21 protein-coding genes are annotated in these 16,821 nt (G+C 43.3%); 13 read left to right on the top strand and 8 right to left on the bottom strand.

Features of this window, described 5'->3' with window-relative positions:
- Window positions 1-22 precede the first annotated feature (22 nt).
- On the bottom strand, window positions 23-739 hold the full coding sequence (gene trmB / locus FTU44_RS07640; protein WP_100355085.1) for a tRNA (guanosine(46)-N7)-methyltransferase TrmB: 717 nt from the start codon (window positions 737-739) through the stop codon (window positions 23-25).
- A gap of 151 nt (window positions 740-890) precedes the next feature.
- Window positions 891-2,336, bottom strand: coding sequence for a SulP family inorganic anion transporter (locus FTU44_RS07635; RefSeq protein WP_180049990.1), 1,446 nt, complete (start codon window positions 2,334-2,336; stop codon window positions 891-893).
- Between the two features lie 215 nt (window positions 2,337-2,551).
- Between FTU44_RS07635 and FTU44_RS07630 the strand changes: the two genes are divergently transcribed.
- The 3 genes from FTU44_RS07630 to FTU44_RS07620 all read left to right on the top strand — a co-directional run bounded on the left by FTU44_RS07630 (window position 2,552) and on the right by FTU44_RS07620 (window position 4,251).
- Window positions 2,552-3,163 carry a glutathione binding-like protein gene (locus FTU44_RS07630; RefSeq protein WP_005171574.1) on the top strand — a complete coding sequence of 204 codons (612 nt, stop codon included), beginning with the start codon at window positions 2,552-2,554 and terminating at the stop codon, window positions 3,161-3,163.
- A 73-nt stretch (window positions 3,164-3,236) separates the two neighbouring features.
- Window positions 3,237-3,647: a DUF4878 domain-containing protein gene (locus FTU44_RS07625; protein WP_100329791.1), complete on the top strand. Its 411-nt coding sequence runs from the start codon at window positions 3,237-3,239 to the stop codon at window positions 3,645-3,647.
- A gap of 97 nt (window positions 3,648-3,744) precedes the next feature.
- Window positions 3,745-4,251, top strand: a complete 507-nt coding sequence (locus FTU44_RS07620) for a YiiX/YebB-like N1pC/P60 family cysteine hydrolase (protein ID WP_157797502.1) — start codon at window positions 3,745-3,747, stop codon at window positions 4,249-4,251.
- Between the two features lie 64 nt (window positions 4,252-4,315).
- Here the strand turns inward: FTU44_RS07620 and FTU44_RS07615 are convergent, their stop codons facing one another.
- From FTU44_RS07615 to FTU44_RS07595, 5 genes are all read right to left on the bottom strand, one after another.
- Window positions 4,316-5,098: a thiazole synthase gene (locus FTU44_RS07615; RefSeq protein ID WP_100329789.1), complete on the bottom strand. Its 783-nt coding sequence runs from the start codon at window positions 5,096-5,098 to the stop codon at window positions 4,316-4,318.
- 14 nt (window positions 5,099-5,112) lie between these two features.
- Window positions 5,113-5,310 carry a sulfur carrier protein ThiS gene (thiS, locus tag FTU44_RS07610; protein ID WP_100329788.1) on the bottom strand — a complete coding sequence of 66 codons (198 nt, stop codon included), beginning with the start codon at window positions 5,308-5,310 and terminating at the stop codon, window positions 5,113-5,115.
- A gap of 35 nt (window positions 5,311-5,345) precedes the next feature.
- A complete protein-coding gene (locus FTU44_RS07605; RefSeq protein WP_005096565.1) occupies window positions 5,346-5,711 on the bottom strand; it encodes a DUF423 domain-containing protein in 366 nt (121 codons plus the stop codon).
- A 119-nt stretch (window positions 5,712-5,830) separates the two neighbouring features.
- A complete protein-coding gene (rpoH, locus tag FTU44_RS07600; protein WP_005096567.1) occupies window positions 5,831-6,700 on the bottom strand; it encodes an RNA polymerase sigma factor RpoH in 870 nt (289 codons plus the stop codon).
- Window positions 6,701-6,836: 136 nt separating this feature from the next.
- A complete protein-coding gene (locus FTU44_RS07595) occupies window positions 6,837-7,070 on the bottom strand; it encodes a sulfurtransferase TusA family protein (RefSeq protein ID WP_180049988.1) in 234 nt (77 codons plus the stop codon).
- A 385-nt stretch (window positions 7,071-7,455) separates the two neighbouring features.
- Between FTU44_RS07595 and FTU44_RS07590 the strand changes: the two genes are divergently transcribed.
- Complete coding sequence (locus tag FTU44_RS07590) at window positions 7,456-7,671, top strand: cold-shock protein (RefSeq protein ID WP_004280099.1); 216 nt, start codon at window positions 7,456-7,458, stop codon at window positions 7,669-7,671.
- 101 nt (window positions 7,672-7,772) lie between these two features.
- Window positions 7,773-8,924, top strand: coding sequence for an ATP-dependent RNA helicase RhlB (rhlB, locus tag FTU44_RS07585; RefSeq protein ID WP_005096570.1), 1,152 nt, complete (start codon window positions 7,773-7,775; stop codon window positions 8,922-8,924).
- 58 nt (window positions 8,925-8,982) lie between these two features.
- Here the strand turns inward: rhlB and FTU44_RS07580 are convergent, their stop codons facing one another.
- The gene (locus FTU44_RS07580; protein ID WP_005171568.1) at window positions 8,983-9,360 is read right to left on the bottom strand and encodes a hypothetical protein; all 378 of its coding nucleotides are present in this window, start codon (window positions 9,358-9,360) and stop codon (window positions 8,983-8,985) included.
- Between the two features lie 264 nt (window positions 9,361-9,624).
- Here FTU44_RS07580 and FTU44_RS07575 point away from each other — a divergent pair, with 264 nt between their 5' ends.
- The 8 genes from FTU44_RS07575 to purF all read left to right on the top strand — a co-directional run bounded on the left by FTU44_RS07575 (window position 9,625) and on the right by purF (window position 16,734).
- A complete protein-coding gene (locus FTU44_RS07575) occupies window positions 9,625-10,206 on the top strand; it encodes a nitroreductase family protein (RefSeq protein WP_074382970.1) in 582 nt (193 codons plus the stop codon).
- Between the two features lie 33 nt (window positions 10,207-10,239).
- Window positions 10,240-11,313, top strand: a complete 1,074-nt coding sequence (locus tag FTU44_RS07570) for an NAD(P)H-dependent glycerol-3-phosphate dehydrogenase (RefSeq protein ID WP_005096576.1) — start codon at window positions 10,240-10,242, stop codon at window positions 11,311-11,313.
- 78 nt (window positions 11,314-11,391) lie between these two features.
- Window positions 11,392-11,847 carry a phosphohistidine phosphatase SixA gene (gene sixA, locus FTU44_RS07565; protein WP_005096577.1) on the top strand — a complete coding sequence of 152 codons (456 nt, stop codon included), beginning with the start codon at window positions 11,392-11,394 and terminating at the stop codon, window positions 11,845-11,847.
- A gap of 29 nt (window positions 11,848-11,876) precedes the next feature.
- On the top strand, window positions 11,877-13,016 hold the full coding sequence (gene gspL, locus FTU44_RS07560) for a type II secretion system protein GspL (RefSeq protein WP_100329786.1): 1,140 nt from the start codon (window positions 11,877-11,879) through the stop codon (window positions 13,014-13,016).
- On the top strand, window positions 13,016-13,495 hold the full coding sequence (gene gspM / locus FTU44_RS07555; RefSeq protein ID WP_100329785.1) for a type II secretion system protein GspM: 480 nt from the start codon (window positions 13,016-13,018) through the stop codon (window positions 13,493-13,495). Before gspL ends, gspM begins: the two co-directional genes overlap by 1 nt.
- A gap of 90 nt (window positions 13,496-13,585) precedes the next feature.
- A complete protein-coding gene (locus tag FTU44_RS07550; protein ID WP_180049987.1) occupies window positions 13,586-14,587 on the top strand; it encodes a quinone-dependent dihydroorotate dehydrogenase in 1,002 nt (333 codons plus the stop codon).
- A gap of 5 nt (window positions 14,588-14,592) precedes the next feature.
- Window positions 14,593-15,174 carry a CvpA family protein gene (locus FTU44_RS07545; RefSeq protein WP_005096581.1) on the top strand — a complete coding sequence of 194 codons (582 nt, stop codon included), beginning with the start codon at window positions 14,593-14,595 and terminating at the stop codon, window positions 15,172-15,174.
- 24 nt (window positions 15,175-15,198) lie between these two features.
- Window positions 15,199-16,734 carry an amidophosphoribosyltransferase gene (gene purF, locus FTU44_RS07540; RefSeq protein WP_100534938.1) on the top strand — a complete coding sequence of 512 codons (1,536 nt, stop codon included), beginning with the start codon at window positions 15,199-15,201 and terminating at the stop codon, window positions 16,732-16,734.
- Window positions 16,735-16,821 lie beyond the last annotated feature (87 nt).

Raw genomic sequence — 16,821 nt, 5'->3', positions numbered from 1 at the left:
CAGCGCTTTTGTGAGTCTTAGATTAAGAAATTTTCTTGAAGATAAAGTCATTAATCTTGTGACCGGCTTCAATGCCGCGACGCTCAAACTTGGTTTGTGGACGCCAGTCAGGACGAGGATAGCTGTTGCCTTTACCTGCGAGGTTTTCCAGGCGTGGACGTTCTTCCAAAACTTCAAGCATCCATTCTGCATATGGTTCCCAATCTGTTGCAGCATGGAAGGTGCCGCCCAGCTCCAGCTTTTGCTCAACCAGTGGCATACGTTCATGTGAAACAAAACGGCGTTTAAAATGACGTTTTTTCTGCCATGGATCAGGGAAGTAAAGCTGAACCGTATTGATACTATTGTCCGGCATTTCACGCAGCACTTGAATCGCATCGGCATCCAGTACGCGTAAGTTGGTTACGCCGGCCATACCTGCTTCATAGACACACTGCGCAATGCCTGGTACATGAACTTCAATCCCGACAAAATTACGCTCGGGATTGGCCTTGGCCATCAGCACCAGAGAACGACCCATACCAAAACCGATTTCTACCGTTAAAGGACGCTCCGGATGTTCAAAGTGTTGACGTAAATCGCCCACCGGATATTCCAAAATTAAGTGACCATATTGTTCAAGCGCAGTACGTTGAGAGGTGTTCAGCGGCATTGAGCGGCGCATAAACGTCACGATTTCACGGTGCTCGCTTAAATTGTCCAGCTCCACGACTTGCTGGTCTAATTGATCGTTCGACATAACTTTGGCAAATCTAAAAATTCAGAATGCGGTATTTTAAGTCCTGAGCCGAGCAAGTCAAACTTTTCTCGGTATTTCTCCATAAAAATCGGCAAGATCTTCCAGATACAATAAAAGAGCCAAGCGAGGCTCTTTTATTAATCATCATGCCTCAGCTACTAAAACGGTCAATCAAGGTGCTGCTGGCTTCATTTAAACCAATCACGGTCACCTCTATACCTTGAGCTTTAAATTTCTGGATGACGTTATTCAGCATATTGACTGAAGTCACATCCCAGATATGTGCATGGGTCAGATCCAGCTCGACATGTGCAAGCTTTTCTTTAAAGTCAAAGAACTGATAGAATTTTTCTGAACTACTGAAAAAAATCTGTCCGGAAATAATATAGCTGCGGGAGTGAGCTGAATTTAAATGGGTAGATACATGCACGGTTCTTTCCAGTTTATTAATAAAGAACAGGGCAGAAAGTAGCACGCCAACAAATACACCCAGTGCCAGATTATGGGTGGCTAAAACCACCAGCACCACCGCAATCATAACCACATTAAATTCCAGCGGATGTTTATTGAATTGTTTGACTGAACCCCACTGGAAAGTGGTAAAGGCGACCATCACCATAATCGCCACCAAAGCCGCCATCGGAATATAAGCCAGCCAGTCTTTCAGAAACACCACCAGGCACAGCAAAAATACACCGGCAATCAGCGTCGATAAACGGGTTCGTGCACCGGAAGACACATTAATAATCGATTGACCGATCATGGCACAACCGGCCATGCCACCCATAAAACCACTGACAATATTGGCCATACCCTGACCACGACATTCCTGATGACGGTCACCTTCAGTTCCGGTGACTTCATCAATTACAGTCGTGGTCATCATGCTTTCCAGCAAACCGACAGTCGCCAGCGTCAATGAATAAGGCAGTACAATTTGTAGGGTTTCCAGATTGAGCGGAATCTCCGGCAGCAGGAACACTGGTAAGGTGTCCGGAAATTGCCCCAGATCACTCACGGTTCGCATATCTGTACCCAAGAACAGCGCCAGTCCACTCAGCACGATGATGCAAATTAGCGGAGAAGGAATGGCTTTACCAATTTTAGGCAGATAAGGAAATAGATAGATAATCGCCAGACCCATGGCAATAAACAGATAGCCCATCCCATCCATTTTTTGCATCTCGGGAAGCTGTGCGACAAAAATCAGAATTGCCAATGCATTCAAAAATCCATACACCACAGCTTGCGAAACAAAGCGCATCAACTTGGCCACTTTAAAATAACCGGCAATGACCTGAATAATTCCGGTCAGAATAGTCGCTACCAGCAGATATTGCAGTCCATGGTCTTTTACCAGCGTAATCATCAGCAGTGCCATCGCACCCGTAGCCGCTGAGATCATGGCAGGGCGGCCGCCAAAAAAAGCAATCGTCACAGCAATACAAAACGAAGCATAGAGACCGACCTGCGGATCGACGCCAGCAATTGCAGAGAAGGCAATCGACTCGGGAATCAAGGCCAGTCCAACCACCAAACCTGCGAGTACATCAGTCCGAACATTGGAAAACCATTCTTCTTTTTTAAGGCTAATCACGAAATATCATCTAAATTTGGAAAACCTGGGTATCTTAAACAGATGCGGTCAAAAATCTACAGAGATGGGCTTGAAAAAGCCGTTAATTTCCTGAATATTGAATGAGTAAATGTCCTGAGGGGCAGTTACGCTTTTTTGCAATTTACAGGTTTGATCACTTGAAAGTTTGACAGAAGCGATTTAAAACATAGAGAAGTGTATAACAAGGATCAGAAATGAAGCTTTACTATTCGCCGGGTGCATGCTCACTGGCAGCTCATATTATTTTAAATGAAATTAATGTCGATTTTGATTTGGAACGTGTTGATTTAAAAACACATAAAACAGAGAAAGGTACGGATTATTACGAAATTAATCCTAAAGGCTATGTACCAGCCTTAGAAATTAATCCTGGTCTGATCCTGACAGAAAACGTAGCCATTTTACCTTTTCTGGCTCAACACGATCCAAAACAAGATCTGATTCCACCATCTGGAATGGGACGTGCCAAAGTTCTGGAATGGCTGGGTTATCTCAATTCAGAATTGCATGATGCTTATGCGGTGTTCTTTGGTGGCAAGTTATCCGATGATGAAAAGAAAAAAGCCTATGCAGAAGTCGATCGTCTATTAAGTTATATCGATAAAGCGATTGCTGAATCAGACAATGACTATCTGGTTGATGATAACTTTGGCCCAGCCGATGCTTATCTGTTTGTGTTGACCAATTGGTCGAATCATATTGAGCATGATTTAAGTCCGTATAAGAATATTATTCATATCCGCAATAAAGTCGCAGAGCGTCAGTCTGTACAGATTGCAATGCGAGATGAAGGTCTAATTCCATAAAATTTAAAAAAAAGCATAATTATTATGCTTTTTTTTTGACTTTCATTTAATAATTGCTATTGGAATAAATAAGATGAAGAGAATACTGAATTTAGTATTAAGTTTCGGTTTAACGGGAATGCTGGTTGCATGTAGTAGTGTTAAAAATCCAGAAAATGTAGCTCAAGAATATGTTACAGCAGCCTATAAAGGCGATTCAGAAAAAATGCTCTCTTATATTTATATACCTGAAAATGTTAAAGCCCAAGCAGGTTCTGAAGAAATGATTCAAGGCAAAATAAAAGCTGGCGCGGCAAAGGCTAAAGAGCAAGCTGAACGTAAAGGCGGAGTCAAAGAAATTAGTGTGGTAGACAAAAATATCGATGAAGCAAATGGAAAAGGACGGGTGACTATCGGAGTCAGCTTTAAAAATGAAGGCTCTAATTCTGTAACAGATCGAGTAAAACTTATCAAAAATGAAGATAAATGGAAAGTTGATTTATAATCGGTTTAGTTTGATTTTGGGCAGATTAGTTATTCTAATCTGCCTTTTTATTGGGTTTCCCCCCCAAGATACTATAAAGCAAGATAAACAGATTTATATGCCCGAGCACGCATTTCAAGTGGGTGATTGGATTGTTCGGGAAGGGGTGGGTTACGAAAGTTTTTTAATCAAAAAACTGAGTGGGAGTGAATACTCACATATTGGCGTGATTGCAGAAACTCAACCGAATATTTTGGTGGTGCATGCGACCACAGATGATGATCCCTCACATGTAAATCAAGTGATTCAATCAGATATCAGTGATTTTATTGACTCAAAACGAGCAAAAAAGTGGGCAGTTTATAGAGAAAGCAGTTTAGAGCCATATAAAAGAAAAGATATTGCTAGGGCCGTAACAAGGCAGGTAGGAGAGCAATTTATTTTAGGATCAAGAGGTGAGACGCATCGTTATTGCACTACGATTATTGCAGAGAAACTTCCATTGTCTTTACGTAATAAACTGGTCTGGAGCAAGATTGAATTGCCAGGCTTGCAGGGGGAGCTGCTTTTTCCTGATGCTTTATTAAAGCTTGAATCCGTCGAGCTGATTTATAAAAATAGATAATTTAGGATGAGTAAAAGCTAAATGATAGTCAAAGAATCATACAATCCTTTGACTACGATGAGATTTATTTAAAGAAATAACCAGTTTCCGGCGAGCTGGCATTGGCCATACGTTTGCGTGGCATACGGCCGGCCAGAAAAGCTTCACGGCCAGCTTCGACTGCTTTTTTCATGGCTGAGGCCATGAGTACCGGATTCTGTGCAGCCGCAATCGCCGTATTCATCAGTACACCATCACAGCCCAGTTCCATCGCAATTGCGGCATCACTTGCAGTACCAACACCGGCATCGACCAGTACAGGCACTTTGGCATTTTCTTTAATAATCGACAGGGTATGTGGATTGAGAATTCCCAAGCCCGAACCAATCAGGCTGCCCAAAGGCATAATTGCCACACAGCCCATGCTTTCCAGTTCTTGCGCCACGATTGGATCATCCGAAGTATAGACCATGATCTCAAAGCCATCGTCAATCAAGGTACGTGCAGCTTTCAGGGTTTCGGTCACATTCGGATATAAGGTCTTTTCATCGCCTAAAACTTCAAGCTTGACCAGATTATGGCCATCAAGGAGTTCGCGTGCCAGCATACAGGTGCGAACGGCACTATTGGCATCGAAACAACCTGCGGTATTTGGCAAAATGGTATATTTTTCCGGAGGAATGACTGACAGCAGATTCGGCTGATCTGGATGCTGTCCAATATTGACCCGACGAATCGCGACAGTAACAATCTCTGCGCCACTGGTTTGAATGGCTTGCTGAGTTTCATTTAAATCTTTATATTTGCCTGTGCCTACCAAAAGGCGAGACTGGAATTGGCGTGAACCAATCTGTAATAAATCTTGCATAATTGTCCCGAGTATTAGCCGCCACCGACCGCGTGAATAATTTCTATTTTGTCTGTATCGCAAATCGGCGTATCGCCTAATTTGCTTTTAGGAATAATCATTTCATTGACTTCAACTGCAAAACGCTTACCCTCAAGCGCCATACTCTGAATCAGTTCCAGCAGATTCTTGCAGTGAGTTTCCTGTTGTTCGCCATTGATATAAATCATCATTCTAGCTACCCTCCATGATTAAGTGATTTTCAGACTTATCTGGCGTATTTTAAAGCATTCCAAGCCAGAATTAACCATCCTGCAATCATTAAAGCACCACCAATTGGCGTAATTGCGCCTAATCCACGTGGTAAACCCAAGGCCATGATATACAGTGAACCAGAAAATAATAAAATACCGACCTGAATCAGCCAAAAACTCCATTGAATCGGGAGTGTCGGAATGACTTTCGCGAGCAAGGCCAGAATAAGCAAACCTAAGGCATGATAGAAAAAATAATCCGTTGCCGTTTGCCACCAGCCGAGCTGGGCTTCAGTCGCGCGCGCTTTTAAACCATGTGCACCAAAGGCACCGAGCATCACTGCAAGCGCCAAGTTGAGTGCTGAAATCGCAATCCACATTTGAATTGATCTTCCTGATAAAGTTTGCGCTCAACCTTAGCATAAATTCAAAATTTGGACATAAAAAAGCCTTCATCAAAGAAGGCTTTTTCAGATTAAATCAGTAACAGAATTTGGTGTTAATTGGAGGACATCGCCACTTTAATTTTTTCCATGGCATTTTTTTCGAGTTGGCGAATACGTTCCGCAGAAACGTTATATTCGGCGGCCAGCTCATGCAGGGTTGATTTCTCGTCATCTAGCCAGCGGCGCTGCAAGATATTACGTGAACGATCATCGAGCTGATCCATGGCTTCGTGCAGAGCAGAGGTACTTTGTTCCTCATAATCCTCATTTTCAATCAGACGGGCCGGATCATAACGGTTATCTTCAAGATATAAAGCCGGTGCAACATAAGTTGAACCTTCATCATCGTCATCGCCGGAAGCATCAAAAGCAGCATCATATGCCGTCAAACGGCCTTCCATCTCCAGAACTTGTTCTGGTGTGACATTTAAATCATTGGCAATCGACTGTGCTTCTGCGAGGGTCAACTTTTTCGATGATTTTTTCAGGCTACGCAGATTAAAAAACAGTTTACGTTGCGCTTTGGTGGTGGCGATTTTAACAATACGCCAGTTACGGATCACATATTCATGAATTTCCGCCTTAATCCAGTGCACAGCAAATGACACCAAACGTACGCCCATATTCGGGTCAAAACGTTTTACAGCTTTCATCAGACCCAGGTTGCCTTCCTGAATCAGGTCGCCTTGTGGCAGACCATAACCTGCATAACTGCGTGCAATATGCACCACAAAACGCAAATGTGACATGACCAGCATTTTTGCTGCATCTAAATCCTGGTCATAGTAATAGCGTTCAGCCAACTCTTTTTCTTGTTCGGCCGTTAAAATCGGAATCTGATTGACAGTGCTGATATAAGCACCGAGGTTGACCCCTGGCGCCGATAATGACAGGGGCATCAACTGATTGCGGCTGTCACTCATGTGTTCTCCTTGAAATGCGGGATAACCCTAAACATAGGTTTTATCTTAATCCAATCTCTCCGCAAATAATGGATATTTGGGTAGAGAAATGTAAAAAAGTATACGAAACTAAGATAAACAGTTTAATTGAAAATTTTTAAGATTCAATCAAGTAGTGAAATTCTGAATCAGAAACTTTTTTTGATTCAAGCTTGAGTTGATGAATCTGGCAATAACGGCTGACATCCGTCTGACTATGTGGATCAGAGGATTTGAGCAAGAAAGTTTTCTGATTACCGGCCTTTAGTGCCCGTTTTAACATTAATAGCGGCATCGGGCAGGGTTTTCCCATGGCATCGATAAGACAATATTGCTGTGGATTTTGCGACATTAGGGTTTCATACATATAGCAAAAAAATGACAATAAATAGTAACAAAGAAGCGTATAGAACCAAACTGCTTTAATAAAAATCAGGATCTAAAAGAAGATATAAAGTCTTTTGACAATTTTCATGAAAAAAATAACTAAATCAAACAGAACATGCTAAAAAAAATCTATTAATTGTGATAAACCCATGTTAAGCTCGTTGCGTATTTGGGACTTTGAATAAACAAAGTGATTGTTTTTCACCCTATTACATAAATGGATGTAACCGGGATTTTGTTGATAGTTTTACAGAATGATTACAAGCTTAAAAATAATATTTTCAAACTTGTTTGCTCTGCTGTTTGCAACACCGGGTGGTCCTTCTTTTAGTTTCAATGAGGATTAACTTATGACAGCTGCTCGCGAACAAGGCGTAGTTAAGTGGTTTAACGATACTAAAGGCTTCGGCTTTATTCAACGTAACGGCGGTGATGACGTATTTGTTCATTTCCGTGCTATCCAAGGTGACGGCCACCGTTCACTTCGTGATGGTCAACGCGTTGAATTCAGTGTTGTTAAAGGCCAAAAAGGCTTTCAAGCTGAAGAAGTTCAACCATTAGACTAATCTTCGGATTAAGCTAAAAAGAAAACGCTCCAATATAACTTGGGGCGTTTTTTGTTTATACTATCCCCATCTTAGTGATTACCCAAGTAGAGCACCGCTTTATGTCATCTGGTTTTGAAACCTTAAATTTACATCCCAATCTAAAAAAAGCGATTGATGCTTTAGGCTTTACCACCATGACGCCTATCCAGCAGAAGGTTTTAAAATTCACGCTGGCAGGACATGATGCCATTGGCCGCGCACAGACAGGTACAGGTAAAACTGCAGCTTTTTTAATTAGTATCATGAATGATCTATTAAATAACCCAATTCAGGAGCAGCGTTATCGTGGTGAACCGCGTGCCCTGATTTTGGCACCGACCCGTGAACTGGCACTGCAAATTGAAAGCGATGCACAGGATCTGGCCAAATATGCCGGTCTCAATGTCGTGACTTTGCTGGGTGGTGTAGATTTTGACAAGCAAAAGAATCAACTAAATAAAGCACCTGTCGATATTATGGTCGCGACACCCGGTCGTTTGATCGATTTTGTCGAGCAAAAAGAAGTCTGGCTGGATCAGATTGAATTTCTGGTCATTGATGAAGCGGATCGTCTACTCGATATGGGCTTTATTCCTTCAGTGAAACGCATTGTGCGTTTTTCGCCGCGTAAGGAGCAACGTCAGACTTTAATGTTCTCTGCAACATTTAGCTATGATGTACTAAATTTGGCACAGCAATGGTTATTTGAACCGGTCACAGTTGAAATTGAACCGGAAAAGAAAACCAATGCCGATGTCGAGCAACGGGTGTATATGGTGGCTAAGGCCGATAAATATAAACTGTTGCAAGAAATCTTGCGTGATGAGCCGATTGAAAAGGTGATGATTTTCGCCAACCGTCGTGATCAGGTGCGTAAGCTTTATGATCATTTAAAACGTGATGGTTATAAGGTGGTCATGCTGTCTGGTGAGATTGCTCAAGACAAGCGTCTAAAAATGCTAGACCAGTTCAAAAATGGTAAGCACAACATTATGATTGCAACAGATGTTGCGGGTCGTGGTATTCATGTGGATGGTGTTTCACATGTGGTGAACTTCACTTTACCTGAACAGTCAGATGATTATGTACATCGTATTGGACGTACTGGCCGTGCGGGAACACGTGGTGTGAGTATTAGTTTCCTTGCCGAAGATGATGCGTTCTATCTACCAGAAATTGAGAAGGCGATTGGACAGAAATTGCCTTTGACCCGTCTGGAAGGTTATTGCTAATCCAGATTAAAAAAACCGCTCTTGAAGAGCGGTTTTTTTATGACCATGTGATCTGGACTTATTTGGCCTGACAACGGAAAGTCAAAATGGTTTGATAGTCATCATTCTGGTTTAAACCGGTATTGGTGCCTGCGATATTACCTAAAACAGTCGCTGCTGCCTGAATCATCTGTCCAGTCTGATCATCAACGACACCTTTTAATGCCCCGTTATAACCCGTCTTTTCATCGATAATAATCGCAGTAGCTTTCGAACCACAGGTTTTGCTGGCAGCATTAATGGCATTATTTTTGGCAGTTAATTGATTTTTACCTAATCCGGTGACCTCAAACTGATTATTTTCTTTCTGAATTGCCAGTGAGGTTGGGTTGGAAGCACAGGCAGTTAAAAGTAGAGCTGAAGCTGCTAATCCGCTGATCGCAATTGTTTTTTTCATGATAAAATCTCGGGTGAAAACAGAATTAAGCTTATTTGAGCATAGTAAAGCGCACAGAGTTTGGAGCTGTTGTATAAGTTTGGAAATTTTTAGTGTGACTCTATGCTAAAAAAGTAATTCAGCTAAGCATTTCATTGATTAAAATAAAAATATTGTAATGTTCTTGAGTGATTTTTGCGGCTAAGTCGCGGTGAAGTTTATAGAGTATTACAGCGGGAATATGCTAATCTTGAAAACAGTTTTTAAGTATAGATCTACAAAGCAATGACGGAATCCGTGGTCGACATCGTTCATCAAAATATTCACCAACGTCAATCAATAGGACATTTGCTGGCACCGGCACCGAATGCAGAACAGCTGGAGCTGGCTTTTCAGGCGGCATTGACAGCACCGGATCATCATCGGTTGAAACCCACCACCTTTGTGGTGATACCTGATGCACAGCGTGAAGCATTTGGGGAGCTGTTGTCTCAGGCACTGGTCGATCTGGGTGAAACTGAAACGGCACAGATTGAACGGGTCAAGAATCATCCATTCCGTGCGCCACTATTGGTGCTGGCTTTAACGCGTTTGCAAGATCATCCTAAAGTTCCACATTTTGAACAGATTCTCAGTTCAGGTGCCGCCATACAGAATTTTCTGTTATCACTCCAGGTTCAGGGTTTCTCGACCATGTGGCGCAGTGGTGCTGTAGTCGAATCTGGCCTGTTTAAGCAGGCATTAGGAATTTCAAAAGACGATCTGGTCTCGGGTATTATTTATATTGGCACTGCAGCAAAAGCAATTCCAGCACGCGCAGAGATTCAGACCAGTAATTTTGTAAGTTATTGGAATCAGAACGGTTAATTTGCACGGTATAACAGGGTATTAAAAAATAACATGTCAGAATTAAATTTTTCAGCACTGGTCGAGCCGGTTGCAGTCGATCATAAGACCGCTTTAAGAGTCACGGTGTTGGGTGGGGGCAGTTTTGGTACCGCAATGGCCAATACCGCAGTGCGTAATGGTTGTAATACCATGATCTGGATTCGTGATGAAGCTGTTGCGGCAGATATCAATGCCACGCATATCAATAAACGTTATTTGCCAGATTTCCAGCTGGAAGAAAACTTACTGGCTGTGTCGGATCTGGAACTGGCTGTGCGTGATCGCGATATTATTTTAGTCGCGATTCCAAGTCATTCTTTTCGGGATGTCCTGCAACAAATCAAGCCTTTTATCACCTCACAAGCCGTGATTTCACTCACCAAAGGGATTGAAGCCAAAACTTTTAGCTTCATGAGTGATATTATTCGGGAAGTGTTGCCAGAAGTGCCTTATGGAGTGTTGTCCGGACCGAATCTCGCCAAGGAAATTGTGGCAGGTCAGCCGGCAGGAACCGTGATTGCCAGCGAGTCTGAGCTGGTACGTTATGCCGTACAGCAAGCCTTACATAGTGCCTTGTTCCGTGTTTTTGCCAGTGATGATGTACATGGTGTAGAACTCGGTGGTGCCTTAAAAAATATTTATGCCGTCGCGATGGGGATGGCAGCCGCGTATAACGTGGGTGAAAATACCAAGAGTATGATCCTGACCCGTGCACTGGCCGAAATGAGCCGTTTTGCGGTAAAATTGGGCGCGAATCCGCTGACTTTCCTCGGGCTTTCCGGTGTGGGTGATTTATTTGCGACTTGTAGCAGTCCGCTGAGTCGTAATTATCAGGTTGGTTTTGCCTTGGGCAAAGGCAAGACTTTGGAGCAGGCTACTACTGAACTGGGTCAAACTGCAGAAGGGATCAATACCATCGTACAGGTCAAGGCGCGTTCCGAAGAACTGGATGTCTATATGCCAATTACTTCTGCCTTGTATGATGTGATTTTTGAAGGTGCACCACCACTCAATATTGCCTTGTCATTGATGAAAAACGGTCATCGCAGTGATGTGGAATTTGTCTTGCCACATCATCAAGTCTGATCTATAACACAAAGGGACTGTATGTGAATTGTCATATTGGCCAGTTATCATGCAGGCAAAAGAAAATAAGGAAACCCAATGCAACTGACTTTAGTGCGACATGGTGAGGCTGCTCCACCAGTCAATGGCAATGATAGCAAGCGTCCATTGACGGAGCGTGGTCATCAGCAGGCTGAGCAAACTGCACAGTTCTTAAAAAATATGATTAAACCTGAAGTATTTGTGGTCAGTCCCTTATTGCGTGCGCAGGAAACCCTGGCCCATCTGCAGCAGTATTTTCAAGATGTGCCGGTGGTGATCTGTAATGCGATTAAACCCGATGATGATGCCAAGGTCGCGGTTGAATGGTTGTCGCAACTGCCTTATGAATCGATTGCCGTGGTGTGTCATATGAATGTGGTGGCGCACATTTCTTCTATTTTGCTGGCGGAGTCTTTTCATCCCTATGCATTGGCAGAAGCACGTATCTATGCGCAGCCAGTCATTGCCGCGGGTTTGTCGACAACAGTTAAAAGTTTTATTCCTACATTATAAAAACCAATTAAAACGGTAGTACACAATCGATGTTGTATTTATGGATGCCTGAGGCCAATGGGGTTTGGCAATGGTCAACTGGGGAATTCTGGAATACTGCGGAAACACTTGAGCAGTTGATTCAGGAGATCCAGGCTCATCATGGCGAAGAAGCAGTAGTGTTTTTCCCGAGCCGTCATGTGCAAATTTTGCAGCAGACTTTGCCCAAGAGCCAATATAAAAAAATGGGCAATGAGGGCATCAAGTATCTGCTTGAAGAATATGTGGTGCTGCCCGTCGATGCCATGAAAGTGCTGCATCATTTTCAGCAGCCTGATCAGGTCAGTATTATGGGGATTGCGAATTCGACCCTCGAGACCTTGCAGTATTCTCTCAACCTGATTCCCGTCAAGCTGGCGGCTTTGCTGCCAGACTTTTTGGTACTGCCAGTTCCTGAAGCCAATCAGCGGGTGATTACCCAAATTGGTGGGCGCTTGTTGGTACGAGAGGCAGAATATATCGGCCAGTCGCTGGATGATCTGAGTCTGTATCTGGATTATCAGCCCAAAGATTTGCATTATAAAGTTAGTAATCTGAATCAGGATCAGTTAAGTAGCCTAGAAGCACTGGTCACACAGGAGCAGTTAGAATCTTTTCAGTATGTCCTTCCTGTATTGAAAAAACCCAAACAACATGCGTTTAATGTATTGCCCAAAGCTAAATCTGAAGGTGCCATTTCCGGTTACTGGAAAGCATGTGCAGCTGTATTTCTGGGCATATTAGTCTTACAGTTTAGTTATGATGCGGTGCGCTGGTATCAATATAAAAAAGTGGCAAATCAGACCGCTGCACAGGCCGTTGATCAGTTCAAGTACTGGTTTGGGCAAAATTATCCGGTCACTGAGCAGAATATCAAAAGCCAGTTTGAAGGGCAGTTGCGTCAAAGCCAGATCGCCGATACACAGGCATTACAGCTGATTAGTCGGATTGGACCAGTCTTGATGCAGAACCAGATTGTGGCACAACGGATCAATTATGATGCGTCTGTGTTGAGTATGGAGCTCAAGGCCAATTCATCAGATACGCTAAATGCATTGACCAAGCAATTGGGTCAGCAAGGCTTTAAAGTGGAGCTGGGGAATATTCAGGCCAGCGGAACAGGTGCCATTGGGCTGGTGAGGGTGCAATAATGAAAGCCATCGAAGCGCTACAAAATCGCATGGATCAGTCTTTTGAAAAAATGAGTGATTATCTGGACAGTCTCTCGGCACGTGAACGGGTATTGGTGATTTTTACCACTATTTTTGTAGTTGTGGCTGCGGTCAGTTCAGCACTCTGGTATATGCATCAGGCAGCAGACACCCAGCAGAAACGTTTAAATCAGCTGAAAGATACCATTGTCTGGATGCAAAGTAATGCAGTCACCATAAAACCTGCTGGAGACATGCAGCTGGATGCCGCAGAGAAAGTACAGCGGGTGGCACAGCAACAAGGTCTTTCGGTTGCATCCCAGCAAATAGATGGAAAAATTCAATTGGCGGTCATGCATGAAAATTATGCAGTTTTGGCAAACTTCCTGACTCAACTGGCACAAATGGGTCTAAGTGTTGAGAAAATGGAACTAAATAATGAAGCAGGACAGATTAAATTAACCGCGACCGTGCAATAAACGGTAAAAATAAAGATTTGCAAAGCATGGTTTTTTTGTCAGCCTATGCCTATAATATGCCGACTTAAAAAGCAGTAGACTTTTCTAGATATGTTGTATTCTCTAGCCCGCCCTTTGTTGTTTTCTTTAGCACCAGAGCGTGCACATGAGCTGACACTATCACTATTAAAATCATCCCATAAAATGGGCTTGATGCGTCAAAATGTTACTGCAAAACCTGTAACCTGTATGGGAATCGAATTTCCCAATCCAGTAGGGCTTGCGGCAGGTTTAGACAAAAATGGTGCTTATATTGATGCCCTTGCTGGTCAAGGTTTTGGTTTTATTGAAATTGGTACCATTACGCCGCGACCGCAAGCAGGCAACCCTCATCCGCGTTTGTTCCGTCTGCCGCAGGCCAAAGCCATTATTAACCGGATGGGTTTCAATAATGATGGTGTAGATCAGCTGGTCGAAAATGTCAAAGCTGCCAAATTTAAAGGCATTCTTGGCATCAATATCGGTAAAAACGCTGATACTCCGGTAGAAAAAGCAGTAGATGATTACCTTATCTGTTTAGAAAAAGTCTATAATTATGCGTCTTACATTACCGTCAATATTTCTTCTCCCAATACCAAAAATCTGCGCAGTTTACAAAGTGGTGATGCACTGACCGAACTGCTTGAAACATTGAAAAACCGTCAGCTTGAATTGGCGCAGGAATACCAGCATTATGTACCTTTGGTCCTTAAAGTAGCGCCTGATCTGGACGAAACCGATATTGCCTTTATTGCCAAGCAGTTACTGCAATTCAAGATTGATGGTCTGATCGTGACCAATACCACACTGTCACGTGAAGGGGTGGAAGGTCTGGCGCATGCAGAGGAGGCAGGTGGTCTATCTGGCGCGCCAGTCTTTGAGAAAAGTACCGCATGTCTGGCTGCATTTGCTCAGGTGTTAAAAGGACAAATTCCCTTGATTGGTGTGGGTGGTATTCTTTCAGGCGCAGATGCTGTTGCCAAGAAACAGGCAGGTGCCAGCCTTGTACAAGTTTATAGTGGCCTCATCTATACTGGACCTGAACTTGTAAAAGATTGTGTAGACGCACTTTAAATCCTATGAATGCCATTGATATCTTTCTGCTGATTATCTTGCTCATTGGAGGGCTCAACGGTTTGCGTCAAGGATTTATTAAAGCCTTTGCGAACTTAGTGGGATGGATCTTTGCCCTGATTGTTGCGGCAAAATATTCAACGCTACTTGCGCCGTCTATGGTTGCTCTGAGTACAGATCCAGTCGTACAAAAGATAGCAGCCTTCGCCTTTATCGTCCTGTTAATTGTGGTTCTGACCTGGATCGTCACTGCGCTTTTAAACCGTATTTTAAAGAGTCTTAAACTGGGTCCACTTAACCGTCTGGCAGGTGGTGTCTTTGGTAGCCTGAAAGGCTTGCTGATTGTGCTGATTACCATGCAAGGCATTGGCCCGTGGGTAGAAAGCTCACCGCACTGGAAACAGTCCAAGTTTATTCAAGCCTTATTGCCTTATGCGCCTTGGGCGACTCAAATGTCGAAAGACGCCGCGAATGGTGCACTACAACATATCAAGCCTGAAGGGACATCGAAACCTTCAGCTGTATCATCTGAAACATCGTCCAAATCTGGAGCTGCAGATGAGTCTACAAATAATCCTTTTTATTAATCCTAGCTTGTCTGCGAGGTTGCTATGTGTGGAGTAGTTGGTATAGCTGGTAAATCACCCGTTAACCAAATGTTGTTTGATGCATTAACGATGTTACAACATCGTGGACAAGATGCAGCTGGGATCGTGACATGTGATGAAGGGCGTCTGTTCCTTCGTAAAGACAATGGGATGGTGCGTGATGTATTTCATACCCGTCATATGCGTGCCTTGAAAGGAAATTACGGGATTGGTCATGTGCGTTATCCAACAGCCGGTTCATCGAGCAGTGCAGAAGCACAGCCATTTTATGTGAACTCGCCGTATGGAATTACCTTGGCGCATAACGGTAATTTGACCAATGCCGAAGAAATTCACGATGACCTGTTCAAAACTGACTTGCGTCATATGAACACGGATTCTGATTCAGAAGTGCTGCTAAACGTGCTAGCGCATGAATTGCAAAAACATGGCAAATTGGTGCCGACTTCGGAAGATATTTTCCACGCGGTAACACGTGTGCATGAGCGTTGTAAAGGTGCTTATGGTGTGGTAGCAATGATTACCGGACAAGGTCTGGTGGGCTTCCGTGATCCGAATGGTATCCGTCCACTGATTTACGGTTCACGTGAAACTGAACAAGGCATGGAATATATCATAGCTTCTGAATCGGTTGCGATTACTGCGCTGGGCTTCAAAGTTGAGCGTGATATTCAGCCAGGTGAAGCGGTATTTATCGATTTACAAGGTAATTTCTTTACCAAGCAATGTGCGACCAATCCTGAATATCGTCCATGTATTTTTGAATATGTGTATTTTGCCCGTCCGGATGCCATTATTGATGGAATCTCGGTGTATAAAGCACGTCTGAAAATGGGTGAGAAGCTGGCGCAAAAAATTCTGCGCGAGTGGGGTGAAGAGCATGATATCGATGTGGTGATTCCGATTCCGGATACTTCACGTACTTCTGCATTGGAACTTGCCAACATGCTGGGTGTGAAATTCCGTGAAGGTTTCATGAAAAACCGTTATATCGGTCGTACTTTTATTATGCCAGGTCAGCAATTGCGTAAAAAATCGGTACGTCAAAAACTGAACCCGGTTGAGCTTGAATTTAAAGGTAAAAATGTACTATTGGTCGATGACTCGATTGTACGTGGTACGACCTGTAATGAAATTATCCAGATGGCACGTGATTCTGGCGCGAAAAAAGTCTTCTTTGCTTCTGCAGCACCGATGGTGAAATATCCAAACGTGTACGGTATCGATATGCCGGCAAAATCAGAGCTAATTGCCTCAGATCGTAGCGTCGAAGAAATTCGTGAAATTATTGGTGCAGACCGTTTGGTGTTCCAGGATCTGGAAGATTTAAAAGATGCAGTTCGAACCACCAAAGTGCCAGATCTGAAAGATTTTGACTGTTCGGTATTTGACGGCGTTTATGTCGCGGGTGGTATTGATGCGCAGTATCTGGATGATCTACAGCAAAAACGTAGTGACAGTGCCATGAAAGAAGGGAATTACATCGATGTGAATATCGATGCAGCTTCTGTGGATTTAACTGGCGTACGTGAAGTCTAAGCGCTTAAAATCATCATGAAAAAGCGGGAATTTCCCGCTTTTTTGTTTTATGATGAACCCATTGAAAATAATCTTAACTAGGGTTCT

Origin of the sequence: Acinetobacter sp. YH12105 (assembly GCF_013419095.1) — a bacterium.
GTDB lineage: Bacteria > Pseudomonadota > Gammaproteobacteria > Pseudomonadales > Moraxellaceae > Acinetobacter > Acinetobacter pseudolwoffii.
The sequence above is the reverse complement of the archived record's forward strand: the minus strand, read 5'-3'. Positions and strand labels throughout refer to the sequence as shown.